Below are 22,657 nucleotides of genomic sequence, written 5' to 3' on the forward strand. Positions count from 1 at the left end.
GAATTTCCCCTTGTCTTGAAAGTGTGCGTGGGTGCATGGTTTTTCTACTGTTTTGTGTTGTTTGTGTTTTTATTTCGGGGCGGTTTTGTTTGGTTTGTGGTGTTTGTGTTAATTTTGGCTATTTGTAACTAAATATCAAAACGTGATCTTAAGCCAATTAAAATAAAAGGCATAAATTACTGCCTAGTAAATCAATTAAATGCTGCCTAATATCCACCCACAATGCCTTGCTTTATTGACAAATATAATAATAGTTGTGTCTTGTTGCATATAAACATATTAAAAGTTATTACTTGTTACATATGGTTTATTTGTCGTCAACAAAGATGTGCTTGCAGGCGTTATTATTCTCGTTGTTTATTTATGCGAGAGTGAAAATAATTATTACCAGTTAGGCAATTTGTTTAATATGAAAGCAATCAAATCAACCGCAGTGCTTTCTTTGTTATTTTTTTTATCAACGAGCGCACAAGCTAAACCTATCCTAGCGCCTTTAGATAAAGTAGATTGGCAATTCTCAGGAGATCGCTTTTCTTGTAAATTAACAAAGGATCTTAAGTTCGATGGCAGTGTTGCGTTTATTGCAAACTCGGCTCAGCCATATTTGTTTTCCTTTACTAGCAGCCAGCGACCATATTTTGTCGATAATGTATCATTAGGCGTCAATTATTCGCCGTGGGAGCAAGATAAGCCTCTGCGCAAGCTGTTACAAGGCCGAGAAAATGGTCAGTATGGGCTGATTTTTGAAGGAACGGAATCACTCCATTATTTACTCAATAAAATGGAGAAAGGGGCATGGGGACAAATCTCGGTCAGCTATAACCAGCATCAAGAAATTAAAAGCTGGGATATTCCCGCAGTTAGCTTTGCCCCGTCTTATCAGGCGTTCAAATCTTGCTTGGTACAGATGCTGCCTGTGGGTTATGAGCAAGCGAAAGACAATACTTTTTTGTTTTCCAGCAGCGAAAGCAAGATGAATGTCGAGCAAAGAAAGCAACTCAGAGATATTGCCCGCTATATTCGCTACGACCAAAGGATCAGTGCGCTACTGATCGACGGCCATACCGACGTTACGGGTACGTCATTGGATAACTTGTGGTTATCGCGCCAGCGTGCTCAAGCGGTTGCCGATGAGTTGGTCGCACTGGGTATCAAGCGCGATCTTATCCAGCTTCGTGCCCATGGCCAGCGCTATCCGGTACAACAAGGAAAGAGCGGACAAATCAACCAGCAAAACCGCCGGGTACAGCTACGTTTGGTCAGGGAGGGAGCATGACATCTAGTGATGTGATTTTTGCTCACCGTTGCCTAATCCAAGCCGCGGCTGCTATCAAAACCTTGAGTGCTGAGGGATATACCGTTCGTAATGCGTCCACCGCTGCAGATGCCTTGATGAAATTGCGCCAGCAGCCGGATAGCTTGTTATTCGTGGCAGATAATCTTACCGATATGGATATGCTATCGACTATTCGTCGGGCCAAGCAGATAGCCATGAAGGGGACGGTGGTCGCGATTGTTGATTATCAGCAAAGCAAACTGGCCAGCGATGCCATGCAAGCTGGCGCTGATGACTATTTATTGCAGCCCTACCAGCCAGAACAAATTACTGCGTTAATGCAGCGTAACCAGACAGTGCAATCACCGAAGCGTGAAGTAGTTGCAACCAGTCGTCGTAGTCTGCAAGTACTGCAAATGGCCCATCGTGCCGCTCAAACCGATGCCACAGTGCTTGTTACTGGTGAATCTGGAACCGGTAAGGAAGTACTTGCCCGTTATGTTCATGACAACTCGCCAAGAAGTGAAGGCCCGTTTGTCGCCATTAACTGTGCTGCAATTCCTGAGAGTATGCTCGAAGCGGTGCTGTTTGGTCATACCAAAGGTGCGTTTACCGGTGCGACTCAAAGCCAAGCCGGTAAATTTGAAGAGGCCAATGGCGGCACCTTGTTACTCGATGAAATCGGCGAGATGCCACCTGCCTTGCAGGCCAAATTGTTGCGGGTGTTACAAGAGCGTCATGTTGAGCGCCTTGGCAGCCACCGCTCTATTTCATTAGATATCCGAATTATTGCCGCGACTAATGTTGACTTGCAGCAAGCAGTTGCTGAGCGCCGTTTTCGTCAAGATCTCTATTACCGCTTGGATGTACTGCCATTGCAATGGCCGCCGTTGCGAGATCGCAAAGAAGATATTTTGCCATTGGCAGAACATTTTATTCGTAAGCTCAATGCTGGCTGCACAGCCTCTTGCAGCTTATCTGAAGAAGCGCAGCAGGTACTTCTGAGTTACAACTGGCCGGGTAATATCCGTGAGTTGGAAAACACAATCCAGCGGGCGTTAGTGATGCGCCATGGCCACTGGATCACTGTCCAGGACCTCATGCTCAACGATATGCTCAGCACCATGGTTGAAGGGGCTATCACCGAGGTGGTTGAAGATGCCAAGCACGCACTTAAGCAAAGCCGTAAGAATGCCGAGCACCAGTTTATTCTCGACACTTTAGCTCGCTTTAATGGCAAACGTAATCACACAGCAGAAGCCTTGGGGATGTCGACTCGCGCATTGCGCTACAAGATTGCCGCCATGCGTGAACAGGGGATCAACATCGATTCCTATATTCACCAATCTGGCACTGCGGCATAAGGAAAAGGACGGATACTATGTCGAATCAAACCTCAATGATGCAGAGCGAGATGCTACAGCGCATGTCTATTATGCGTGAGCAGGCTCAGAGTGGCACTCAAGTCGCGGTGAACCTCTCGCATCCCTCAACCGGTAACTTTCAGACCGCCATGCAACAAGCCGTGCGCCGGATTGATAACCAGCAGCACACAGCCCACCAACTGACGGCTGATGTGGATGCAGGTCGTTCCGATGATTTGGTTGGTGCGATGGTCGCCAGCCAGAAAGCCAGTATTTCTTTTTCAGCATTGACACAGGTAAGGAACAAGCTCTTAGCCGCCTATGACGATGTACTGAAGATGCCTCTGTAGTGAGAAGAAAATGAGTACAACAGTAGCTGAAAATCCAAAACAGACAGCATCAAACAAATGGCTGTCATACAAAAACAAAATCCAAACGCGATTAGATGGCAAGTACAAGAACGTAGCACTGATTACGGCGCTTGCTCTGTCGGTATCGCTATTTATCGTGGTGGTGATGTGGACCCAGACGAGCCCTTACAAGCCTCTTTATGGTACCCAGGAACGCTACGATAACAGTGAGATTTTATCGGTATTAGAGCAGGAAAAAATCCAGTTTCAGCTCGATAGCCAGTCAGGTCAGATCATGGTGCCCGCAAACCGTTTAGCGGATGCCAGGATTGTCCTTGCTGCCCGTGGTGTGAAGGCCAAGTTACCGGAGGGGCTGGAAATCCTCGATCGTAGTACGGGTCTTGGCACCAGCCAGTTCATTGAAAATGCCCGTTACCGTCAGGGGCTGGAAGGGGAGTTGGCACGCACCATTCTGGCTATTCGTTCGGTGAACCATGCCCGTGTTCACCTAGCTATTCCTAACCGCACTTTGTTTGTTGGTATTAACGAAGAAAAACCATCGGCAGCAGTGATGCTGGAGTTGGAGCCAGGCATGCAGCTTGACCAACCTCAGGTAGAAGCCATTGTGAATTTGGTCAGTGGCAGTATTACCGGTATGGCCACTGATGCGGTATCGGTTGTTGATCAGTACGGTAACTTGCTGAGTGCCGAATTAGCCATGGGCCAGCAATCTCAGGTCAATGTACGTTTCCATGAGCTGCAGCAGCGGGTAGAGCGTGACATCGTGCGCCGCGCTGGCGATATGCTGGCACCATTATTGGGGGTAGGAAACTTCCGGGTTCAGGTCGCGGCGACGCTTAACTTCGACCAAATCGAAGAGACCCATGAATCTGTCGACAGTGATCCTGTGTTGCGTACCGAATTTACCAAACAGGACAACACCCAAGGTCAGTTGGCGATGGGGATCCCGGGCGCGCTGAGCAACCAGCCAACGGGCGAAGAGGGAACGCAAAATAATGAAACTCGTAACGAACGAGCGGAATTAAACCGTCATTATGACGTAGGTCGCAAGGTTCGCCATACCCGCCATGCCCAAGGTGGGATCGAAATGTTATCCGTATCTGTGTTGCTTAACGATGATGTTCAGGAACAAGGTTGGCAACAAGCACAATTGGAGCAAGTAGCTCAAATGATTAAAGATTCTGTTGGATATGTCGCTGAGCGTGGAGATCAGTTCAGCCTGCATGCCTTTAATTTTGCTCGTGCGGTAGACACGGCGCCGGTAAATCCCCCGTGGTGGCACGATCAGCAGCTGTTGTTGCTGGCTAAATATGGTGTCTACGCATTGTTGGGTTTGTCATTCATTATTCTGGTGTTGCGCCCATTGGTGAAGGCGCTGCAACGTCCTGCACCGATGACGACAGCATTAGCGACTGCACCTGCCAGCGCTGCAATGATGGCTAGCGATGAGATGCCGGCTGTCGATTCAGCCCGTGAATTCAAGTCTGCAAGCATTAATACCCCGATCGGTAGTGAGCAGGACCTAGCCGATGCATTACTCGATTCCATCGCCCAAGGCGGTATGGTGGATGAGGACAGTGCTCCGCAGTCTGTTGCAGAGAGCGAATTTGATTTATCGACACTGCCACCACCGGGATCGGAGTTGGAGGTACAGGTGAAGCACTTGCAGAAGCTCACTGAAGTTGAACCAGAACGCGTCGCAGAAGTAATCAAGAAGTGGGTGAATAGCAATGAGTCTAAATAATTTTAGCCATTTGGCAGACGGTGAAGTGCTGCTGGAACCGATGGAGCAAACCGCGATTTTGCTGCTCAGTATGGGCGAAGAATCTGCCTCACAGGTGATGCGACATATGTCGCGGGATGAACTGCTGAAAGTTAGCCACGCGATGGCCCAGCAACCGGCGATCCGCAGTATTGAAGCGCGTTTTGTATTGCAAGGGTTCTTTGAAGAGTTCCGTGCCCAATCGGGGATCAGTGGGGCATCACGCCCGTTCTTGCAACGCACCTTGGACAAAGCACTGGGGGGACGTTTGGCCCGTAACCTGCTGGACACAATCTATGGTGATGAGATCCGCACCACGATGCAGCGACTGCAGTGGATTGAGCCCAAGCAACTTGCCAAGTTTTTGATGAGTGAACACATTCAGATGCAGGCCGTCTTCATTGCTTTTCTACCGCCAGACATTGCTTCTCAGGTGTTGGCCGAGCTATCTCAGGATGAGCAGAAAGATGTTTTGCGCCGAATTGCGGTGTTAACAGAAGTCAGCCGTGACGTAGCGCTGGAACTGCAAGATTTGGTTGACCGTTGTATCGAATTCCTGGCTGAAAATTCGGGAGCGGTGATTGAAGGTGAGAAGCAGGTTGCTGACATCATCAACCGTTTCACCGGTGATCAATTGAGCCTGATGACCGCCCTTGAAGAGCATGATACAGAACTGGCTGAGCGCCTTAAGAACAAGATGTACGAGTTCTCAATCCTTATTCGTCAGCCAGAAGCGGTACGCTTGCGTATTCTGGAAGAAATCCCAACCGATTTGCTGGCAATGGCATTGAAAGGGGCTGAACCGGCAATGCGCAAAGCATTGCTAACTGTCTTGCCACGCCGTATGCAGCAATCAATGGAAAGTGAAATATCTCAGTTGGGTAAAGTGTCATTACGTCAGGTGCAAGAAGCCCGCTCGGAAATCATGGACTATGTTCGTGATCTGAATGAATCCAAAGTGATTAGCCTGCAGCTATATCAAGAGACCACGGTGGAATAGAGATGTTTAGACGAAATAAAATCATGCGCTTGCAAGCAAGCCAGTTTCGCAGCCATCGTTTCCCGCCGTTGGTTGATCCATCAAGCCTAGTGCCGTCGCCGAAAGTGCAATCTGCAGTATCAGCCCGTAATCATGCAGGCATGGCGTTTGGCGATGGAATCGACAACGGTTTTGATGACGGTTTTGATGACGGACTTTTGATGGATGATGAGTTTGGAGGGGATGAGCTCGGTTTCGATAATTTGGCGATGGATGACTTCGGGCTCGATGAGCTGAATGAGGATGCCCGCCTGATGACTGGAATCGAAGGGGATGTATTACTCGATGTCCCTGCTGAATCCGTTCAGCAAGAAGACTTCCAAGCTCAGTTTAACCAAGGCTTTCAACAGGGTATGACCCGCGGTCACGAGGAAGGATTGCAGCAGGGGATTGAACAGGGCCAGCAGCAAGGCTTCGATCAAGGTGTGCAGCAAGGCCGGGAGCAAGGGATCGCACAGGGGATCAAAGAGGGCAAGGCACAGTTTGTCAAAGCAACCCAGCCCTTTGCCCAAATGCACCAGCAGATGGCTGAGTTGTTTTCCGAACACGAGCGTCGCCAGCGAGAGCAAGTGTGCGAACTGGTGCAGAAAGTCGCTCAACAAGTGATCCGTTGTGAGCTGGCTCTCCAGCCTCAGCAAATCCTGGCTTTGGTTGAAGAAACACTTGAAAACCTGCCTGGTGAGCCTGTCGGTCTGAAAGTCAAAATGGCCAGTGAGGAATTTACTCACCTCGAAAAAGTGGCCAGCGATAAAATTGATGAATGGAACATTGTCTGTGACGACACCCTACGCCAAGGCGAATGTCGGGTTGTAACTAAAAATGCCGAAGCGGATGCAGGCTGCGAACAACGCCTTGATGCTTGTATGTCTGCGGTAAAAGGTCATCTGCTTGATGAGCAAGTGGTACTAGAAGTTAATACTGAAGAACATGATGGGGCGATCAAGCAGGCATCATGAGTAACATAATCGATTACCGGCTAGAGCAAGCACTGGCCTCTCTCGACTCAGTCCCGGTGGCGAAAGTTACCGGGCGGTTGGTGAAAGTCACTGGATTGATGTTAGAAGCTGTCGGTTGCAGACTGCTTACTGGACAGCGATGTCTGGTTGAAACGGGGAATGGCACTAAGATTGAAGCACAGACCGTGGGCTTTAATCGTGAGGTTGCTTATTTGATGCCTGTCAGTAATGCCTCGGGTCTATTCTCTGGAGCCAAAGTTTGGCCACTCGAAGGCGAGAGCCTGATCCGTATTGGTCCACAATGGCTTGGCCGGGTGCTTAATGGCCTTGGTGAGCCTTTAGACCGCTTGGGTCCGGTGCTCGGTCAGGATGATATCAGCCTTGAGAGTGAAAACATCAACCCGATGGCAAGGCGGCCGATTGATGGTGCGCTGGATGTCGGCATCCGGGCTATCAACAGCTTATTGACCCTAGGTAAAGGCCAGCGAATTGGCCTTTTTGCCGGAAGTGGCGTGGGTAAAAGTGTTTTGCTTGGTATGATCACCCGTCAAACCAGTGCCGATGTCGTGGTGGTGGGCTTGATTGGTGAGCGTGGCCGTGAAGTGAAGGAGTTTATTGAACACTCCTTGGGACCTGAGGGTTTGGCGAGGGCGGTAGTGATAGCTGCTCCGGCTGATGAATCGCCCCTGATGCGCTTACGTGCTTCTCAGCTTTGCCATCGGGTGGCGGAATATTACCGTGACCAAGGCAAGGATGTGCTGTTGTTAATGGACTCCCTAACCCGTTTTGCCATGGCGCAGCGGGAGATCGCGCTTGCACTGGGTGAGCCGCCTGCGACCAAAGGTTATCCGCCTTCGGTATTTAGTATGTTACCGCAACTGGTTGAGCGGGCAGGTAACAGTGCCTCGGAGCAGGGTAGTATGAGTGCCATCTATACGGTGTTAACGGAAGGGGATGATCAGCAGGATCCCATCGCTGACAGTGCACGGGCTATTCTCGATGGTCACGTGGTTTTGAACCGCCAACTGGCAGAGGCCGGCCATTATCCAGCCATTGATATTTCCCAATCCATTTCACGTACCATGCCGCAGGTGGTCACGAAAGATCAGTTACGTCATGCCATGCGTTTTAAGCAATTGTACAGCCGTTATCAGGAGGTTCGCGAATTGATCCCATTGGGTGGTTATCAGCCGGGTAACGATCCGGAAATGGATCAAGCGGTACTTGCTCACCCTAAACTGGTGGCTTTCCTGCAACAAGAAATGGATGAGCAAGCGGACTGGGAAACCGTTGATAGACAAATGAGCCAATTGATACAGGAGCTAAACCTTGGCTAAGCAATCAAAGGCATTGGATCGGTTTCGTCAAATCAGGCAGGGTGAGCTGGAAAAGTTGGGACAACAGTACCAACAGAAGCAGCAAGACTGCGCCAATCATCTCGAAAAACTAGAACAGTTGGATGCACTTTACGATTCTTGCCAAGTGGTCGCTGGTGAAACGGCATTGGCGTGGACTAACCGCTTTGCTATTCGTGATCACCTCAAGCACTTAACTGAAATCCAAACTCAAACGCTCGCATTGTCCCAAGCTGAGCAGGTTAGCCTCAAGCAGCATGTTGTCCAGCAGCATGTGAAGGTTAAAAGCTTGGAGAGTGTGATAGATAAACGTCGCCAGCATCATGACAGGCTTGCTGCCAAGAGCGAGCAAAAGCTGATGGATGAAATGGCCATGCAACGGTTTATCCGGCCTACGTTCTAATTTATTGGCAAAGTAAACAAAAACGCCGCAGTACTCACTGCGGCGTTTTCTATTGGGCTTAAGTGACAGAATAGTCGATGGTTTGAAAGTTACGCTGGCTGGTAGGTGGCATCATTGTCTTGGTGCAGCACCTGAGTGAGGATGTCTTGCTGCATCATCAACAAGCGGCTGTTGCGCTCGTTTTGTGCCATGCAGGTATGAACCAGGCTCTTGAGCAGTGCCCATTTTTGGTCGACAGGCTGGCGATACTGGGCTGGTAGGGCAGAGATCAGGCGATTGACACTATCGGGGGAGTTATCCATACCAAGTTGGTTGAGTGTCCACGTCCGTTGATCAGCGCGTTGCTGTAATTGTTGCAGTAAATGCTGATGGGACTCCGCCATCGCGGTGAGTTTATCGCCATTGCGATGCAGCATATTATGATGCTGCACCTTCAATAGTTGATGAAGCTGCTGGTAATCAGCCAGATCACGCTGGATATCTTGAATGAAGCTCTTGATGACTGACGCTGATTTTTGGTTCATGGTATTTAACTTCCGGGGGTGTTAAACGTGATGTTAAATGTGCTCTTGAACAATCAGTCGCGGCTGTGGGCGCCGCGGATGCTGGCAGCCAGTCCATCAAGATCGACTTCGTAATTACCGCTGGCTAGTAAGGTACGGATTTCATTGACCTTAGCCATATCGACATCAGGGATACGCTTAAGCTCTTGCTGTAAGGAATCCATGCTTTGCGCTTGCGGGCTGACATCAGCAGTGGGCTTTTTGACTGAAGAGATCGGCGCTGGTGAGGTTGATACCTCATTACTGGTCGCTTCAGATGTTTTCTTCGGTTGGTTTTGGATTGCAGTGGCTAACTGCAAACTTGCTTTGGTTGACTCGATCATGGCAAATCTCCTGACTTCTTCTCCGATACTAAGGTTAAACGACCAACCAAGCGGCTTGATTAAATCAATTTAGAAAAGCGTAGTGACCAGTCCGGGCTTAGCGATAGCAGCTTTGATCACCTTGCCTGAGCTGGTATTTCTTACCCGTATTTGCTGCTTGGAATACCCGCTTTCTAGCGCAATGCCTGACATATTGGCGCTAAAGTACTCATTGTCGGCTTGAATTATCACCTTGTCACCGGCTGAAACCAGGTAGGCTGGGCTCAGGTGAGAAGGGGAGAGTTGCTGATCGCGGCGGATCTGCCTAAGGGCGCGTTGGCCGATAAAATCTTTCGTTGTGGCAAAGAACTCTCGGTTGATAGACGCGATGTCGGTTGGCTTTAAGACGATATCATCGGCGGTGATGATTTCGTCTTTGCGCAACGTACGTACCGCGAATGCAACAGGGATGGTGACACTGACATCGGCTTGTACCGTCAGTTGCCATGTTGCTGGCTGATGACAACTGACAGCAAACCGTAGTCGCCCTGCTGGGTAACGGCGTCTGTCTGTCCGTTCAATTTTCAAGGGAGAGGCACATTTCTCCATCCGATGGCTGCCGCTAGGCAATCGGAGTGACACTTCAGGTTGGTCGGTTGGCCACTGGTGCTGGTTCGCTGCCCGGCTGACTTCTCCTCTTATCGCATCTGACACTTGATTTTCTATCTGAGTTTCAACCGTTGCAACGGCTGGTTCCGAGATGGTTTGGGCCAACACAGAGGCGCCTGAAACTGCAAAAAATAACAGTGAGGCAATCGCGAAGGTTGTTGCTGAGTTGCGGGTCAATGTCGCCATTTCAATTATTCCATTCTTCATTTTCCTGTGTGCGGAATCGTTTCTGCCTTGGTGTTTCCGCTTGTTTTTCCGTATCGGAAGTGTCACTTCCGCTTTTGATTTTCCCTTGGCTGCGCTGGTTTTTTTATTATTTTAAATCAACGACTTGAAAAGTTGGCATGCATCTTGTTTATAACTGGCAAGTTTATGATTTCTTGTACTTAAAGGACACCAAATGGGAATCAACTTTGACAAAGCCCTCGGGATTCACCCGCACACTTTAAACCTTCGTACCGAGCGTGCCAAGGTGTTGGCCGGTAACTTGGCAAATGTCGATACACCGGGGTTCAAAGCGCGAGATTTTGATTTTCAGGCTGCAATCGCTTCTGTAGAGGCGCAACAGCAAAGCCGCAGTGGCCAGGTAGCGGCGCAAACAGCGCCAGCGTTGCAATACCGTAACCCTTATAACAACACGATGGATGGCAACACTGTCGAACTTGGGGTTGAGCAGGCGCAGTACGCTCAAAATGCCATGGACTTCGAAACCAGCCTGACTTTTTTGAACATGAAATTTCAAGGGCTGGCGACAGCTATTCAAGGACAGTAATCCAGTATGTCATTTAGTGAAATTTACCAAATTGCCGGATCTTCAATGACTGCGCAAACCCTGCGTCTTAATACTATTGCCAGTAATTTGGCGAATGCCGACGCGGGATCAACCACCGAGGCGGGAACATACCGTAGCCGTAAGCCTGTGTTCTCGACGGTGTATGAAAATAACCAGTTTCAGACTAACCAGAGTGCTGGTGCCCGGGTGCAAGTTCTGGATGTGGTGCCCGTTGAAGGTGAACTGGCTCGTCGATATGAACCGGGCAACCCAATTGCTGATGCCGACGGGTATGTGTTTTATCCCAATGTGGATGTGGTGTCGGAAATGGCTGACATGATGTCAGCATCACGCAGTTTTGAAACCAGTGTTGATGTCCTTGGGCGTGCGCGCAGCATGCAGCAAGGTCTGTTGAAATTAGGTCAGTAAGGATATCCCGATGAGCACTCCCTACGTTACTAGTAGCAATGGCACCACAACCACCAGTGGTCAGGATCCAATTGCTAGCAATGGTGGGCAGGATAATACCTTCCTAACGCTGATGATTGCCCAGATCCAAAACCAGACGCCGCTTGATCCTTTGGATACTACCCAGTTCATGAGCCAGTTGGCGCAAATGACCCAAGTAGAAACCATGCAGAACATGAATAGCACTGTCGTCAACCAGATGGTGCTGCTCGACAACATTCAGGTGCTGACCACCGCCGGTATGGTGGGTCAGGACGTGCGTGTGACGACCGACACCTTGGATCTTGAAGGCGAGTCTTTGAGTGCAGTGATTGAGCTCGATAGTGCCGTTGACGATCTCAAGGTCGAAATCCGCAACGATGCTGGTGAATTGGTAGAAACAATTGAACTTGGGGCTAACGGTGAAGGTGAAGTGGCCTTTGTTATCGACCCAGAAACTATGGGCCTTAAAGATGGCCAATACGATCTTACAGTGGTGACCAATGACAGCGACTACAAACCGGATGTCATGATTGCAGGCACCATCGAGAAAATGCGCATTCCACCGGGCGGTGGCTCACCAGAGTTCTTGATCTCTGGCGTGGGCTATGTGCCGTTTTTCAATGTTAACCAATACGGCGATACACAAGGTTCGGATTCTCAGTCTCCGGAACCTACCCCTTTATTTACGTTGGCAGGCCGCCGATAGAGCGGTTTTCAAATATCTAGGTTAGAAGAGAAATAATAATGAGCTTTAACATTGCAATGAGTGGATTGAATACCACCTCTCAGGAATTGAACACGATCAGTAACAACATCGCTAACGTATCCACTGTTGGCTTCAAATCATCTCGCGCGGAATTCTCGGCACTGATGAACGGTGGCATGGGTGGTGGTGTTGAACTGGCGAGCCTGTCCCAATCATTTAACGATGGTGCCTTCAACATGACGGGGCGCACCACCGATTTGGCGATTGGCGGCAATGGCATGTTTGTTCTGCAGGGCGAAGATGGTGCCTACACCTATAGCCGTGCTGGCATGTTTCAGCAAGATAAAGACAACTTCCTAGTTAACAGTGCCGGTCTTCGTTTGCAAGGCTACACCACAGACAGCAACGGTAACCTTCAAACCGGTTCTGTTGGTGATATTCAGGTTTCGACCGGTTCGGTTGCAGCTAAAGCCACGGATCGTGTTGATTTTGCCGCGAACTTGGATGCTGGCGCCTCAGAGATTGTTGATGAAAACGGTGATCGCATTCCGTTTGATCCGGAAGACAGCGATAGCTTCAACTCGTCTTACACGACAACGGTTTATGACTCATTGGGCAATGAGCACACCTTGACCCAGTACTTTGTTAAAACTGGCGATAACGAGTGGGAAGTGCACTACGCCATGAATGGCGAAGTGATGGAAGACGAAAGTGGTCAGGCATTGGAATTCGATGAGAGCGGTAAGTTGGTCGAGCCAACGGGCAACATCAGCCTTTCTTTTGCTCCGGAAGGTGCGGCAGAGATGAACATTGCTCTTTCCATGTCAGGTACGACCCAGTATGGCAGTGAGTTCGCGGTATCGACGAACCGCAGCAATGGCCATACCGCCGGTGAACTGACCGGTATCACTATTGATGACAGCGGTATGGTCTTTGCCAACTATAGCAACGGTGAGCAGATGATGCAGGGCCAAATCGTATTGGCAGACTTCCCTAATACCGGCGGCTTGATGCAGGTGGGCAATACCGGTTGGTCGGCGACACAAGCTTCGGGTCAGCCACTGATCGGCGTACCGGGTACGGGCACTTTAGGCGGGTTGTACTCAGGTTACATTGAGGAATCAAACGTTGATCTAACTGGTGAGCTGGTGGGCCTAATGACGGCGCAGCGTAACTATCAGGCCAATGCCCAGTCACTATCAACCCAGCAGCAGCTTACCCAAGTGCTGTTCAACATGTAAGGGCGATAGTGTGGATCGTTTGATTTATACCGCGGCAAGCGGGGCTGGACGGGTATTTAACGCTCAGCAGGTTCGGGCCAATAACCTAGCCAACATCAATACCCATGGTTTCCGTGCCGATATGGAGCGAGCACAGGCGTTTGCCGTACAGGGCAGCGGCTTTGACAGCCGTACGCTGGTTGAAGCCCAGTCGGCGGGTACCCGTTTTGATGCCGCGGAGCTACAAACCACGGGCCGCGAACTGGATTTGGCTATTCGTGGTGACGGCTTTTTTACCGTTCAGTTGCCAGAAGGCGATGAAGCCTATACCCGTTCAGGGGCGATTGAGCGCACCGAAAACGGTGATCTTATGATTGGTGGTTTGCCTGTAATGGCTGACGGTGGCGATGTGATGAACGTCCCGCTCTACAGCAGCATCGAATTTGGTGACAACGGATTGGTCAATATCGTACCGGAAGGTGAGGTGTTGGCGGTTGAGGTGGGGCGCCTGAAGTTGGTGAACCCGCCAGTGCAGGACTTGGGTAAGCTGGAAAACGGCTTATTTACGACCAATGATCGCCAGCCGCTTAACGATGACGAAACCGTAATGATGGTATCGGGCTTTCTCGAGCAAAGTAACGTTGTGGCCGTAGAAGAAATGGTGGCATCCATGCAACTGAGCCGTAACTTTGAAATGCAGTTAAAGATGATGCAAACCGCAGAAAAAATTGCAGAAGCAGGCAATCGCCTGATCAGAGCGTAAAGGATAAGAGATGAACGCAGCACTATGGATCAGTAAAACTGGCTTGGCCGCCCAAGATACGAAAATGGCGACCATTTCCAACAACCTCGCCAACGTTAATACCGTCGGTTACAAGCGCGACCGCGTGGCGTTTGAAGATCTGTTCTATCAAATCCAGCGCCAACCGGGTGCCATGGCAGATGAAGTCAATGAATTGCCGACCGGTATCCAACTTGGTTCGGGTGTGCGTGTCGTGGGTACTCAAAAGGTCTTTACCGAAGGGATGTACCAAACCACCAACCAAAGTCTGGATGTGGCTATTGATGGTCAAGGCTTCTTTGAACTGGAAACGCCGGATGGTGAGCAGGCATTTACTCGTAATGGCCAGTTCCACATGAACTCTGACGGTTTGTTGGTCAATACTCAGGGCTTGCCGCTGGCTCAGCAAATCCAAGTTCCTGAAGGTGCTGAAACCCTTACCATTGGTAGCGACGGTATCGTAACGGCCAAGATTGCTAATGACGATATGCCACAGGAAATTGGTCAGATCACCTTGGCTAACTTCATCAATCCAGCTGGCCTTGAGGCCCTTGGCGGTAACCTGTTCCGCGCCACGGCATCAAGCGGTGATGTGATTGATGGTATTGCCGGCGAAGGGGCATTCGGTCAGCTTAAGCAAGGAGTGCTGGAAGGCTCGAATGTTCAGGTGGTCGAGGAGATGGTGGATATGATCACTACCCAGCGCGGCTACGAGATGAATGCTAAGGCACTGTCTTCATCGGATGAGATGTTGCAGTACATTTCTCAGGTACTGTAAGCCATGGCAAGACTGACAAAGGTTAAAACTGTGAGACGCTTGGGAGCATGGCTGGCAGCCATGCTTCTGGCTGGTTGTTCATCCACTCCCTCGTTGATGGATGAGCGTCCAGCTCCGGATGACTTGGATTACGCGCCACCGATGCTGGATTACTCACTGCCGGATGCCCGCAGTGGCTCGGTCTACCGTGATGGGTATATGTGGACCCTGTTTCAGGACCGCCGTGCCTACCGTGTTGGCGATATGCTGACGGTATCACTGGATGAAGATACCCGCTCGAGCAAGCAGGCCGATACCAACTTTGGCAAAAATGCCAGTGGTGGCTTGATGGGCAGTTTTGCTACCGGTTCTAGCAGCGGCAGTGCCAGTGGTGATCTTTCCGGTAATCGGGATTTTCGCGGCAGCTCAGCCAGTTCGCAGCGTAACTCTTTGAGTGGCTCCATTACAGTGATGGTGCACGAGGTGCTGCCTAACGGAGTACTGCGGATTAAAGGGGAGAAGTGGATCCGCCTTAACCAAGGTGACGAGTTTATCCGCCTTGATGGCTTGGTGCGGGGGGATGATATCGACAACGGAAACCAAATTTCCTCTCAGCGCGTGGGTGATGCACGTATTACCTATTCCCAAAGCGGTGTATTGGCCGATGCCAATGACGCAGGCTGGTTGAGCAAGCTTTTTGTTAATCCGCTGTTCCCAATCTAAGAGGCATTATGTTTAAGCAACTTATCATTCTATTGACTGTGCTGGTCGTGCCTTTCCTGTTTGTTGATGCCGCCAATGCTGCAACCAATGAGCGCCATTTGATTGATTTGGTGGACATCCAAGGGCTGCGAGAAAATCAGTTGATTGGCTATGGCCTAGTGGTCGGTCTTGATGGGACAGGCGATCGTAATCAGGTGAAATTCACCAGTCAGTCGGTCACGAATATGTTGCGCCAGTTTGGTTTGCAACTACCTGAGAAAATTGACCCTAAGCTGCGTAACGTGGCAGCGGTCAGTGTTCATGCTTCTATTCCACCATTGGCCGGACCGGGGCAGACTATTGATGTAACGGTGTCGTCTATCGGTGATGCCAAAAGCCTGCGTGGTGGCAGCTTGGTGATGACGCCACTGCGCGCGATTGATGGCCAGATCTATGCGGTTGCCCAAGGTAGCTTGGTGGTGGCGGGGGTCAAAGCCGAGGGCCGCTCCGGTTCGAGCATTACGGTCAACGTGCCAACCACTGGCCGTATTCCAGGGGGGGCGATAATCGAAGAGGAAATCCCATCCGATTTCACCTCCCAGCCTAAAGTTACATTGAATTTGCTACGCCCTAACTTCACGACCGCGCGTAATATCTCTCGTCAAATAGACGAGGTATTTGGTCCGGATACAGCGATGGCATTGAGCAATGCTCGGGTCGAAGTTTCTGCGCCGCAGGACTTTGAACAGCGGGTGATCTTCATGTCGATGTTGGAAAATATGACCGTCGATATTGGCCGTCAGCGAGCGCGAGTGGTGTTTAACAGCCGCACCGGTACTGTCGTGGTCGGTAATGGCGTGCGTATTGGCCGGGCTGCAGTGAGTCACGGTAGTCTGACGGTGACCATTGCCGAGTCGTTCAATGTTAGCCAACCTAATGCGTTTGGCGGTGGCAACACGGTCGTGACCCCGGATAGCGAAATTGATATCAGCCACGAACGTAATCCAATGTTCATCTGGCCGGAGGGCGTAGAGCTGGAAACCATCGTTTCAGCCGTCAATAGCCTCGGTGCTTCTCCCGATGATTTGATCGCCATCCTTCAGGCGTTGCATTCTTCGGGTGCATTGGATGCTGAACTGGTTGTGATTTAAGGACAGAGAATGACTGTAACTGTTTTACCGGTCAACACCATGGCGCTACAGCCAATGGCGACCAGCCGCATTGCGGCAAACTCTACGATGGGAACGATAACCACATTCGACAGTCGTCAGTTGACTGATCTGAAAAGCACGGATGACTCGCAGCAGGCGATTCAAACGGTAGCGGAGCAATTTGAATCGCTGTTTTTACAGATGGTACTTAAGCAGATGCGTAAAGCGAGCGAGGCACTCAGTACCGATGATGACAATGCCTTGTTCGGAAGCCGTGAGCACAAGACCTATCAGGAGTTTTTCGATGGCCAGGTGGCTATCGAGATGTCAAAAAGCCAGCTTGGCTTGGCGGAAGTGATTGTCCGCCAACTGGGCGGTGAGTCGGCGTTTAAGGAAGCTAACGATGAAGTCGCTTTAACGTCAAGTAAGGCAGAGCAAGGTCCGATCGCGGGCAGCGCATTTAGCCAGTCTTTGCTGCATTTTAACCGTGAGGGCTCTAACGTATGAGTTTGATGAATATCGGCTTGTCTGGACTACAGGCAAGCCAAGTGGGCATGAATGTGACGGCCCAGAACGTTGCTAACATCAACACCCCGGGCTATAGCCGCCAGCAAGTACACCTGTCGGCGATTGGCTCAACCAGCATGAGCATGAAAGATGCGGGTAACGGTGTGTCGGTCAGTGCCATTCGCCGAGTCACCGACCAGTACCAAACTAACCAGATCTTCCGTGCCGGTTCTATGTTGGGTGCAGCGTCGACATCAGCCCAGCAGCTCAGCCGCTTGGAAACCTTGCTGTCTGGCGATTCGATGGACTTGAGCCAAGGCTTCGACAGCTTTTTCTCGGCGCTAAACGGTGCCAGTGTCTCGCCATACGGTTCGGCTCACCGCTCGCTGATCATCAGTGAGGCAGAAGCCTTGGGTAACCGCTTCAATCAATTGAGCAGCTCGCTGGATGGTCAATACAATGATTTATCACAGCAGCGCAGCAGTGCGGTATCGCAAGCTAACAGCTTGCTTTCGAATATCAGCAAGCTCAACGAAGAGATCCGTAAAGGTGATGCCACGGGGGCCAATACCTCAGCCCTGCAGGATGAGCGCGATGTGTTGATTGCTGAGCTGTCGGAAATTGTGGATGTCCGTATTACCGATGCCGGTGACGGCACGCTGAATATTGCACTGCCTAACGGCCAGCCATTGGTGATGGGTAATCAGGTTGCCCAATTTAGTTTGGAATCGGATCCGAATAACCCGCGCAGCGATGTGCTGTCGTTATCGCTCAATGGCCAAAGCTTCCCGCTAGATGACGACATCGGCGGCAAGCTGGGGGCACTGTCGGCATATGAAAAAGATGTACTGATCCCAACTCAAGAAGCGATCAATGATATCGCCTTTGAGTTTGCCCAAGCCTTTAACGACCAATTGGCCGAAGGTTTTGATCTGAACGGCGAGCCGGGTAAACCCTTGTTTGTTTTTGATCCGGAAAACCCAGCGTCAACGCTGTCTATTAATCCGGATTTTAAACCAGAAGATTTGGCCCTATCGGGTGACGGTACCCCAGGTAATACCGACAATCTGTTGAAACTGATCGAGATTAAAGACCAAGAGTTTGAGATTGGTGAGCTGGGCTCGCAAACCTTAGGCAGCGCGTTTAATTCTCTGCTAGGTGATATTGCAGTGAAAAGCCGTCAGGCGCAATCGGATCACGATGCTGCCAGTAATATTTACCTTCAGGCAACGATTGAGAAATCGGCAACCAGCGGGGTTAACCTTGACGAAGAAGCTGTCAGCCTGATGATGTACCAGCAAGCTTACCAAGCCAACATGCAGGTGATTAGCGCATCGAATCAGATGTTTGCGTCAATCATGCAGCTATTCTAAGGACACCGCCATGCGCGTAAGTACCAATCAATATAGCCAGATGATGTCTGGCAGCCTGAGCCAGAATTCCTTGGGCATCAATAAGATCATGCAGCAGATGGCAACCGGCAAGCGGTTGTTGGTTCCATCTGATGACCCAATGGCCTCGACGCGAGTGATGAACCTCAAGCGTGAGCAGGCTGCAATTAGCCAATATCAGGGCAATATCGAGCAGGCTGATATCGCGCTGAAGAAACAAGAAACGTATCTGAGCAGTGCAACCGATGTCTTGCATCAAGTCCGTGATTTGATGCTATGGGCCGGTAACGGTAGTAACGGTCCTGATGAACGCGCTGCAATGGCCGATGAGCTTGAGCACTTGCAAGACAGCTTGGTGAGTTTGGTTAATTCGAAAGATGAAAACGGTAAGTACCTCTTCTCGGGGAATGAGGTGAACACCCAACCTTTGGTGAAAGATGATGAAGGCAACTGGACTTACCAAGGTGACACCGGCATCCGTGAAGTGGTGGTTGGCGATGGAGTAACGATTCAGCTTAACGTCAATGCTGGGGATATGTTCTTCTCGGGTGGGATGGATATCTTTAATCAGTTAGATGAGCTGGTTGATGCGTTGCGCGATCCTGATTACGTGATGGAAGACAGTGAGCTGATCGGCCGTAGCTTGGATGTGCTGGACGATACCTTGTTGTCAGTATCGGGTACGGTGACCAGTTTAGGTAGCCGCCAGAATGCCTTGACCACGATGCAAGATGGTCACAGTGAAGTTGAGCTATTTAACAATGACTTGATCGGGCAACTCGAAGATCTCGATTACGCCGATGCCATGGTGCAATATAATAACTACCTGTTGGCACTGCAGGCAACCCAGTCGACCTACGCCAAAACAGCTAGCTTGTCTTTGTTTAGTATTATGTAATAGTTGCCCTGCCGGTGATCTCGGCAGGGCATTTTTTGATTGATGGAAAACACATGGTTTCTCAGGTAAATGATCTTCGCTCGGCAGCGGCCGGTGCCAGTCGCCAGCAACAGGTAATTGCAAGGCCAGCCACTAAAACGGCCGCAGTACCTGATAACAAGCAGTCGGATCCATTGCGCCTGTCGCAAACCCTTACCCCTGAACATACCCGCCAGCACAGCTTGATCCAGCGAGCCCAACATAAAGTTGCCGCTTCCCGCGTGGCGGAGTCTAGCCTTAATGACATTGGTCAAAACCTGGCCCAACTGGGTAAGCGGGTAGAGTTTGCCATGCGAGCTGGTAGCGCTTCGCCAAAAATCACTGCTGATATTGAGCAGTTAGCCTGTCGGATGGAACAGCGCCTGCAGCAGGCGACGTATAAAGATCAGTCCGTACTGAGCCGTCAGCTCAAGCCCGTATTCCATGGTGAGCCGCGTACGTCCTTCCAAATCAAAGGACTGGATACCAAACGCAGCAGTCCGCGTGATGAAACGGTCATTTTCAACCTTGCCAAAGGCGGTGCCAATGCGGTGCCGGTTAAACTGGCGGCCAATGCGACGCCAGAGCAGCAAGCGATGCAGTTTCGCCAAGCACTTAACGAGCATGGTATCGGGGTATCACTCAACAAGCAGCGCCAATTGGTGTTCTCGGCCAATGAAGCGGACTGGCAGCACTTGTCGCAAAAAATGCGGGTAGTCGGTCAGGGCGACCGTTTCCCGGCAGGCCAGCCAAATCGGGTCAAACTGGAAACCACCGAAGCTCGGTTTGAGCCGCAAACCTGGCAGACCGGTAACGATCAGCTGCGTCAGACGTTGGTACAAACCCAGCAGATGATGAAGCAAATCAAATCCAGTATTCAAGAGCTTCGTACTCATAACCAAGATGTCATGCAGCGGATTGATACGATCAACCAGCGTAACCGCTATTTAAGTGACAAGGTATTGGACAGCGCAGAAGCGGATTTATCCCGCATACTGCCAAGCGGGGATAACTTTAGCTCGGCCTTCCAAAACTTGAAGGTCCAAGCCAATGTCCACCGCCAAACCGTGGTATCTTTGCTAAGCCGGTAAAATAGCTAAGCGATTAATCACTTAGCCTGTAAAATGTTGCCACTCGTTACCAACAACAGCGCGTGGCAAGTTGATATCGAGGGGTCTCCATGCTGTCACCTATCTCTGCAGCGATTAATAAATTACTGCGAATTGAGCCCCAGCAATTAAAAACGGAACAATTCACGCCGCCGCCGCAAGGCGCTAAGCTAGGTGCCAGCACTGCCAATAACCGCTCTTCGACACCTCAACCCTTGCCACAAGCCCAGTGGCAGGTTGTCCGCATGTTGGCCAATTTAGCAGGCATGTCATTGGGGCAGTCCCAAGCTTATAGCGCGCAAACATTGCAATCACCGAGTTTCCGCCTGACAGGTGGGGAAGGGGAGTTACAATTACGTTTGCAGCTAGAAGGCCAAACCCACACCATTCGCTGGCAGGTCGGCGGTAATCAAACAGAACCCCAGTTGCTCAATTCCACCTTGCCGCCAGCGTTATCATTGGCGTTGTTGCCAACTGTTGATCAAGGTTGGCGCTTGGTCGCCAAAGGTTTTGTGCATAACGAACCGCTGCAATTGTTGTGGTCGCCCTATGGCAATAGCGGTAAAGACGGTTCTGACGCGGACTCTGCTATCTCCCTTAAAGTGTGGCTGCGCACTGGCTTCATTATCACGGTCATCGTATTCTCTCTTTGCTACTGGCTATTTTAATCTTTCTTACTTCTTACTTCTTACTTCTTACTTCTTACTTCTTACTTCTTACTTTTATTTATCTCGTTACTCTCTGTAATTATCCCCCCATAAGAAAATTAATTTATTCTAGCCAATAGCCAATAGCCAATAGCCAATAGCCAATAGCCAATAGCCAATAGCCAATTTTTAAATTTATATTTAAGAAAAAATTATTTTCGTCGTTGGCAAAAAAAAATAAAAAAATTGGCAAAAGTCGGTTTAAGGGGCAGAGATAGGTGTCGTTTTATAGAGGTGTAGACACTAATACAGAATATTAAACAGAGGGCAATAACATGCTATCGATTCATACTAACTACACGTCTCTAATCACTCAGAACAACCTGAACAAAACGTCTGGCGCAATGGATAGCGCGATGCAGCGTATCTCTACTGGTTTCCGCATCAACTCTGCGGCTGATGATGCTGCTGGCCTTCAGATTGCGACTATGCTTGAATCACAATCTAACGGTTTGGCAACTGCTTCTCGTAACTCACAAGATGCGATTTCTATGATGCAAACCGCTGAAGGTGCATTTGATGAAATGACTAACATTGCTCACCGCATGAAAGACCTAGCGACTCAGGCTGCCAACGGTACTAACGGTGATGACGAGCTAGCTGCGATGGACGCTGAATATCAAGAGCTTGCTGACGAACTTGGTAGCATCATGACAAATACCGAGTACGGTGCAGGTAACAAGCTACTTGAAGGCGGTATGTTCGGTACTGGCCCTGTTAACTTCCAAATCGGTGCTAGCTCTGCTGATCAGCTAGAAGTTGATGTATCAACAGAGATTGGTGCGGTATCTACATCGATTGGTGATCTGGGTGATTTGACGACTGCTGCTGGGCAAGGTGCTGAAATGGATAAAATTGATGGCCTTCTTGGTGAAATCGGTGAAGTTCGCTCATCGTTTGGTGCCAACATTAACCGTCTTGACCACACGATCACTAACCTAGGCAACATGCGTGAGAACACTGAAATGGCGAAAGGCCGTATCATGGATACTGACTACGCGGTTGAGTCTTCAAACATGATGAAGAACCAGATGCTAACGCAGATGAGCATGTCTATGCTTTCTCAGGCGAACGGCATGTCTGGCATGGTAATGAGCCTAGTAGGCTAATAAGCCCTAGCCTTTATATCGGGTATATAAAGCGCAATCAAACCACTCCAATTAATCAAGAGCCGCAGCCCCCGCTGCGGCTTTTTTCGTACTCAGAATAAGGGCGTCATATTTGTTACCGAGACACACCACTACGGTATTGTTAATAAATGGCAATAATGCTACCTATCAATATTTTTTGATATTTAAAGTCATAGAATGCCGGATTGGATAAAAGGTTATTGAATTTAATTCTGCAGCTGTGAAAAAGTATTGCGTGGTGTGTATACCCAAGTCAACTCGTCAGTTGGGAGTTCACCAATAGGCCCATGTCGGGGTC

Annotated in this window: 25 protein-coding genes; 22 read left to right on the forward strand and 3 right to left on the reverse strand. The window is 50.0% G+C overall.

Annotation, left to right across the window (positions count from 1 at the left end; all coding sequences use genetic code 11):
- The first annotated feature begins 409 nt into the window (after positions 1-409).
- Genes ACVA58_RS21750 through fliJ form a run of 8 tightly spaced genes read left to right on the forward strand, consistent with a single transcriptional unit; the run spans position 410 to position 8,526 of the window.
- Positions 410-1,276 (forward strand): OmpA family protein, encoded by an 867-nt coding sequence (locus tag ACVA58_RS21750; RefSeq protein ID WP_446512452.1) that lies wholly within the window; start codon positions 410-412, stop codon positions 1,274-1,276.
- The gene (locus tag ACVA58_RS21755) at positions 1,273-2,640 is read left to right on the forward strand and encodes a sigma-54-dependent transcriptional regulator (protein WP_446512453.1); all 1,368 of its coding nucleotides are present in this window, start codon (positions 1,273-1,275) and stop codon (positions 2,638-2,640) included. The genes ACVA58_RS21750 and ACVA58_RS21755 overlap by 4 nt, the downstream gene beginning before the upstream one ends.
- Before the next feature lie 17 nt (positions 2,641-2,657).
- On the forward strand, positions 2,658-2,990 hold the full coding sequence (gene fliE / locus ACVA58_RS21760) for a flagellar hook-basal body complex protein FliE (protein WP_446512454.1): 333 nt from the start codon (positions 2,658-2,660) through the stop codon (positions 2,988-2,990).
- Between the two features lie 10 nt (positions 2,991-3,000).
- Complete coding sequence (gene fliF, locus ACVA58_RS21765; protein WP_446512455.1) at positions 3,001-4,755, forward strand: flagellar basal-body MS-ring/collar protein FliF; 1,755 nt, start codon at positions 3,001-3,003, stop codon at positions 4,753-4,755.
- Positions 4,742-5,773, forward strand: coding sequence for a FliG C-terminal domain-containing protein (locus ACVA58_RS21770; protein ID WP_446512456.1), 1,032 nt, complete (start codon positions 4,742-4,744; stop codon positions 5,771-5,773). The genes fliF and ACVA58_RS21770 overlap by 14 nt, the downstream gene beginning before the upstream one ends.
- 2 nt (positions 5,774-5,775) lie before the next feature.
- A complete protein-coding gene (fliH, locus tag ACVA58_RS21775; RefSeq protein ID WP_446512457.1) occupies positions 5,776-6,768 on the forward strand; it encodes a flagellar assembly protein FliH in 993 nt (330 codons plus the stop codon).
- Complete coding sequence (fliI, locus tag ACVA58_RS21780) at positions 6,765-8,105, forward strand: flagellar protein export ATPase FliI (protein WP_446512458.1); 1,341 nt, start codon at positions 6,765-6,767, stop codon at positions 8,103-8,105. Before fliH ends, fliI begins: the two co-directional genes overlap by 4 nt.
- On the forward strand, positions 8,098-8,526 hold the full coding sequence (gene fliJ / locus ACVA58_RS21785; protein ID WP_446512459.1) for a flagellar export protein FliJ: 429 nt from the start codon (positions 8,098-8,100) through the stop codon (positions 8,524-8,526). Before fliI ends, fliJ begins: the two co-directional genes overlap by 8 nt.
- Positions 8,527-8,615: 89 nt before the next feature.
- Here fliJ and flgN read toward each other — a convergent pair whose 3' ends face one another.
- The 3 genes from flgN to flgA form a co-directional block, all read right to left on the reverse strand.
- Positions 8,616-9,050, reverse strand: a complete 435-nt coding sequence (gene flgN, locus ACVA58_RS21790; RefSeq protein WP_446512460.1) for a flagellar export chaperone FlgN — start codon at positions 9,048-9,050, stop codon at positions 8,616-8,618.
- A 53-nt stretch (positions 9,051-9,103) separates the two neighbouring features.
- Positions 9,104-9,412, reverse strand: coding sequence for a flagellar biosynthesis anti-sigma factor FlgM (gene flgM, locus ACVA58_RS21795; RefSeq protein WP_446512461.1), 309 nt, complete (start codon positions 9,410-9,412; stop codon positions 9,104-9,106).
- Positions 9,413-9,481: 69 nt separating this feature from the next.
- Complete coding sequence (gene flgA / locus ACVA58_RS21800) at positions 9,482-10,246, reverse strand: flagellar basal body P-ring formation chaperone FlgA (protein ID WP_446512462.1); 765 nt, start codon at positions 10,244-10,246, stop codon at positions 9,482-9,484.
- A gap of 214 nt (positions 10,247-10,460) precedes the next feature.
- Here flgA and flgB point away from each other — a divergent pair, with 214 nt between their 5' ends.
- The 14 genes from flgB to lafA all read left to right on the forward strand — a co-directional run bounded on the left by flgB (position 10,461) and on the right by lafA (position 22,338).
- Positions 10,461-10,832, forward strand: a complete 372-nt coding sequence (flgB, locus tag ACVA58_RS21805; protein WP_255041026.1) for a flagellar basal body rod protein FlgB — start codon at positions 10,461-10,463, stop codon at positions 10,830-10,832.
- 6 nt (positions 10,833-10,838) lie between these two features.
- Complete coding sequence (flgC, locus tag ACVA58_RS21810; RefSeq protein ID WP_446512463.1) at positions 10,839-11,261, forward strand: flagellar basal body rod protein FlgC; 423 nt, start codon at positions 10,839-10,841, stop codon at positions 11,259-11,261.
- A 10-nt stretch (positions 11,262-11,271) separates the two neighbouring features.
- Positions 11,272-11,988: a flagellar hook capping FlgD N-terminal domain-containing protein gene (locus tag ACVA58_RS21815; RefSeq protein ID WP_446512464.1), complete on the forward strand. Its 717-nt coding sequence runs from the start codon at positions 11,272-11,274 to the stop codon at positions 11,986-11,988.
- 38 nt (positions 11,989-12,026) lie between these two features.
- Positions 12,027-13,229: a flagellar hook protein FlgE gene (gene flgE, locus ACVA58_RS21820; protein ID WP_446512465.1), complete on the forward strand. Its 1,203-nt coding sequence runs from the start codon at positions 12,027-12,029 to the stop codon at positions 13,227-13,229.
- Between the two features lie 10 nt (positions 13,230-13,239).
- Positions 13,240-13,971: a flagellar basal body rod protein FlgF gene (locus ACVA58_RS21825; protein ID WP_446512466.1), complete on the forward strand. Its 732-nt coding sequence runs from the start codon at positions 13,240-13,242 to the stop codon at positions 13,969-13,971.
- A 10-nt stretch (positions 13,972-13,981) separates the two neighbouring features.
- The gene (gene flgG, locus ACVA58_RS21830) at positions 13,982-14,767 is read left to right on the forward strand and encodes a flagellar basal-body rod protein FlgG (RefSeq protein WP_446512467.1); all 786 of its coding nucleotides are present in this window, start codon (positions 13,982-13,984) and stop codon (positions 14,765-14,767) included.
- A gap of 3 nt (positions 14,768-14,770) precedes the next feature.
- Positions 14,771-15,469: a flagellar basal body L-ring protein FlgH gene (flgH, locus tag ACVA58_RS21835; protein ID WP_446512468.1), complete on the forward strand. Its 699-nt coding sequence runs from the start codon at positions 14,771-14,773 to the stop codon at positions 15,467-15,469.
- Positions 15,470-15,477: 8 nt separating this feature from the next.
- Entirely contained in the window at positions 15,478-16,599 is a 1,122-nt protein-coding gene (locus tag ACVA58_RS21840) for a flagellar basal body P-ring protein FlgI (RefSeq protein ID WP_446512469.1), read from the forward strand.
- A gap of 9 nt (positions 16,600-16,608) precedes the next feature.
- Positions 16,609-17,106 carry a rod-binding protein gene (locus ACVA58_RS21845; RefSeq protein ID WP_446512470.1) on the forward strand — a complete coding sequence of 166 codons (498 nt, stop codon included), beginning with the start codon at positions 16,609-16,611 and terminating at the stop codon, positions 17,104-17,106.
- Complete coding sequence (flgK, locus tag ACVA58_RS21850) at positions 17,103-18,479, forward strand: flagellar hook-associated protein FlgK (protein WP_446512471.1); 1,377 nt, start codon at positions 17,103-17,105, stop codon at positions 18,477-18,479. The genes ACVA58_RS21845 and flgK overlap by 4 nt, the downstream gene beginning before the upstream one ends.
- Positions 18,480-18,489: 10 nt before the next feature.
- Entirely contained in the window at positions 18,490-19,395 is a 906-nt protein-coding gene (flgL, locus tag ACVA58_RS21855; protein WP_446512472.1) for a flagellar hook-associated protein FlgL, read from the forward strand.
- A gap of 53 nt (positions 19,396-19,448) precedes the next feature.
- Positions 19,449-20,504 (forward strand): hypothetical protein, encoded by a 1,056-nt coding sequence (locus ACVA58_RS21860; RefSeq protein ID WP_446512473.1) that lies wholly within the window; start codon positions 19,449-19,451, stop codon positions 20,502-20,504.
- 89 nt (positions 20,505-20,593) lie between these two features.
- Positions 20,594-21,190 (forward strand): hypothetical protein, encoded by a 597-nt coding sequence (locus ACVA58_RS21865; protein WP_446512474.1) that lies wholly within the window; start codon positions 20,594-20,596, stop codon positions 21,188-21,190.
- 314 nt (positions 21,191-21,504) lie between these two features.
- A complete protein-coding gene (gene lafA, locus ACVA58_RS21870; protein WP_446512475.1) occupies positions 21,505-22,338 on the forward strand; it encodes a lateral flagellin LafA in 834 nt (277 codons plus the stop codon).
- Positions 22,339-22,657 lie beyond the last annotated feature (319 nt).

Source organism: Photobacterium sp. DNB22_13_2 (assembly GCF_052873915.1).

What these genes read in the sequence shown, in the direction of transcription:
- ACVA58_RS21750 (WP_446512452.1), top strand. Translation starts at nt 410, where the DNA reads ATGAAAGCAATCAAATCAACCGCAGTGCTTTCTTTGTTATTTTTTTTA.
- ACVA58_RS21755 (WP_446512453.1), top strand. Translation starts at nt 1,273, where the DNA reads ATGACATCTAGTGATGTGATTTTTGCTCACCGTTGCCTAATCCAAGCC.
- fliE (WP_446512454.1), top strand. Translation starts at nt 2,658, where the DNA reads ATGTCGAATCAAACCTCAATGATGCAGAGCGAGATGCTACAGCGCATG.
- fliF (WP_446512455.1), top strand. Translation starts at nt 3,001, where the DNA reads ATGAGTACAACAGTAGCTGAAAATCCAAAACAGACAGCATCAAACAAA.
- ACVA58_RS21770 (WP_446512456.1), top strand. Translation starts at nt 4,742, where the DNA reads ATGAGTCTAAATAATTTTAGCCATTTGGCAGACGGTGAAGTGCTGCTG.
- fliH (WP_446512457.1), top strand. Translation starts at nt 5,776, where the DNA reads ATGTTTAGACGAAATAAAATCATGCGCTTGCAAGCAAGCCAGTTTCGC.
- fliI (WP_446512458.1), top strand. Translation starts at nt 6,765, where the DNA reads ATGAGTAACATAATCGATTACCGGCTAGAGCAAGCACTGGCCTCTCTC.
- flgN (WP_446512460.1), bottom strand. Translation starts at nt 9,050, where the DNA reads ATGAACCAAAAATCAGCGTCAGTCATCAAGAGCTTCATTCAAGATATC.
- flgM (WP_446512461.1), bottom strand. Translation starts at nt 9,412, where the DNA reads ATGATCGAGTCAACCAAAGCAAGTTTGCAGTTAGCCACTGCAATCCAA.
- flgA (WP_446512462.1), bottom strand. Translation starts at nt 10,246, where the DNA reads ATGGCGACATTGACCCGCAACTCAGCAACAACCTTCGCGATTGCCTCA.
- flgB (WP_255041026.1), top strand. Translation starts at nt 10,461, where the DNA reads ATGGGAATCAACTTTGACAAAGCCCTCGGGATTCACCCGCACACTTTA.
- flgC (WP_446512463.1), top strand. Translation starts at nt 10,839, where the DNA reads ATGTCATTTAGTGAAATTTACCAAATTGCCGGATCTTCAATGACTGCG.
- ACVA58_RS21815 (WP_446512464.1), top strand. Translation starts at nt 11,272, where the DNA reads ATGAGCACTCCCTACGTTACTAGTAGCAATGGCACCACAACCACCAGT.
- flgE (WP_446512465.1), top strand. Translation starts at nt 12,027, where the DNA reads ATGAGCTTTAACATTGCAATGAGTGGATTGAATACCACCTCTCAGGAA.
- flgG (WP_446512467.1), top strand. Translation starts at nt 13,982, where the DNA reads ATGAACGCAGCACTATGGATCAGTAAAACTGGCTTGGCCGCCCAAGAT.
- flgH (WP_446512468.1), top strand. Translation starts at nt 14,771, where the DNA reads ATGGCAAGACTGACAAAGGTTAAAACTGTGAGACGCTTGGGAGCATGG.
- ACVA58_RS21840 (WP_446512469.1), top strand. Translation starts at nt 15,478, where the DNA reads ATGTTTAAGCAACTTATCATTCTATTGACTGTGCTGGTCGTGCCTTTC.
- ACVA58_RS21845 (WP_446512470.1), top strand. Translation starts at nt 16,609, where the DNA reads ATGACTGTAACTGTTTTACCGGTCAACACCATGGCGCTACAGCCAATG.
- flgK (WP_446512471.1), top strand. Translation starts at nt 17,103, where the DNA reads ATGAGTTTGATGAATATCGGCTTGTCTGGACTACAGGCAAGCCAAGTG.
- flgL (WP_446512472.1), top strand. Translation starts at nt 18,490, where the DNA reads ATGCGCGTAAGTACCAATCAATATAGCCAGATGATGTCTGGCAGCCTG.
- ACVA58_RS21860 (WP_446512473.1), top strand. Translation starts at nt 19,449, where the DNA reads ATGGTTTCTCAGGTAAATGATCTTCGCTCGGCAGCGGCCGGTGCCAGT.
- ACVA58_RS21865 (WP_446512474.1), top strand. Translation starts at nt 20,594, where the DNA reads ATGCTGTCACCTATCTCTGCAGCGATTAATAAATTACTGCGAATTGAG.
- lafA (WP_446512475.1), top strand. Translation starts at nt 21,505, where the DNA reads ATGCTATCGATTCATACTAACTACACGTCTCTAATCACTCAGAACAAC.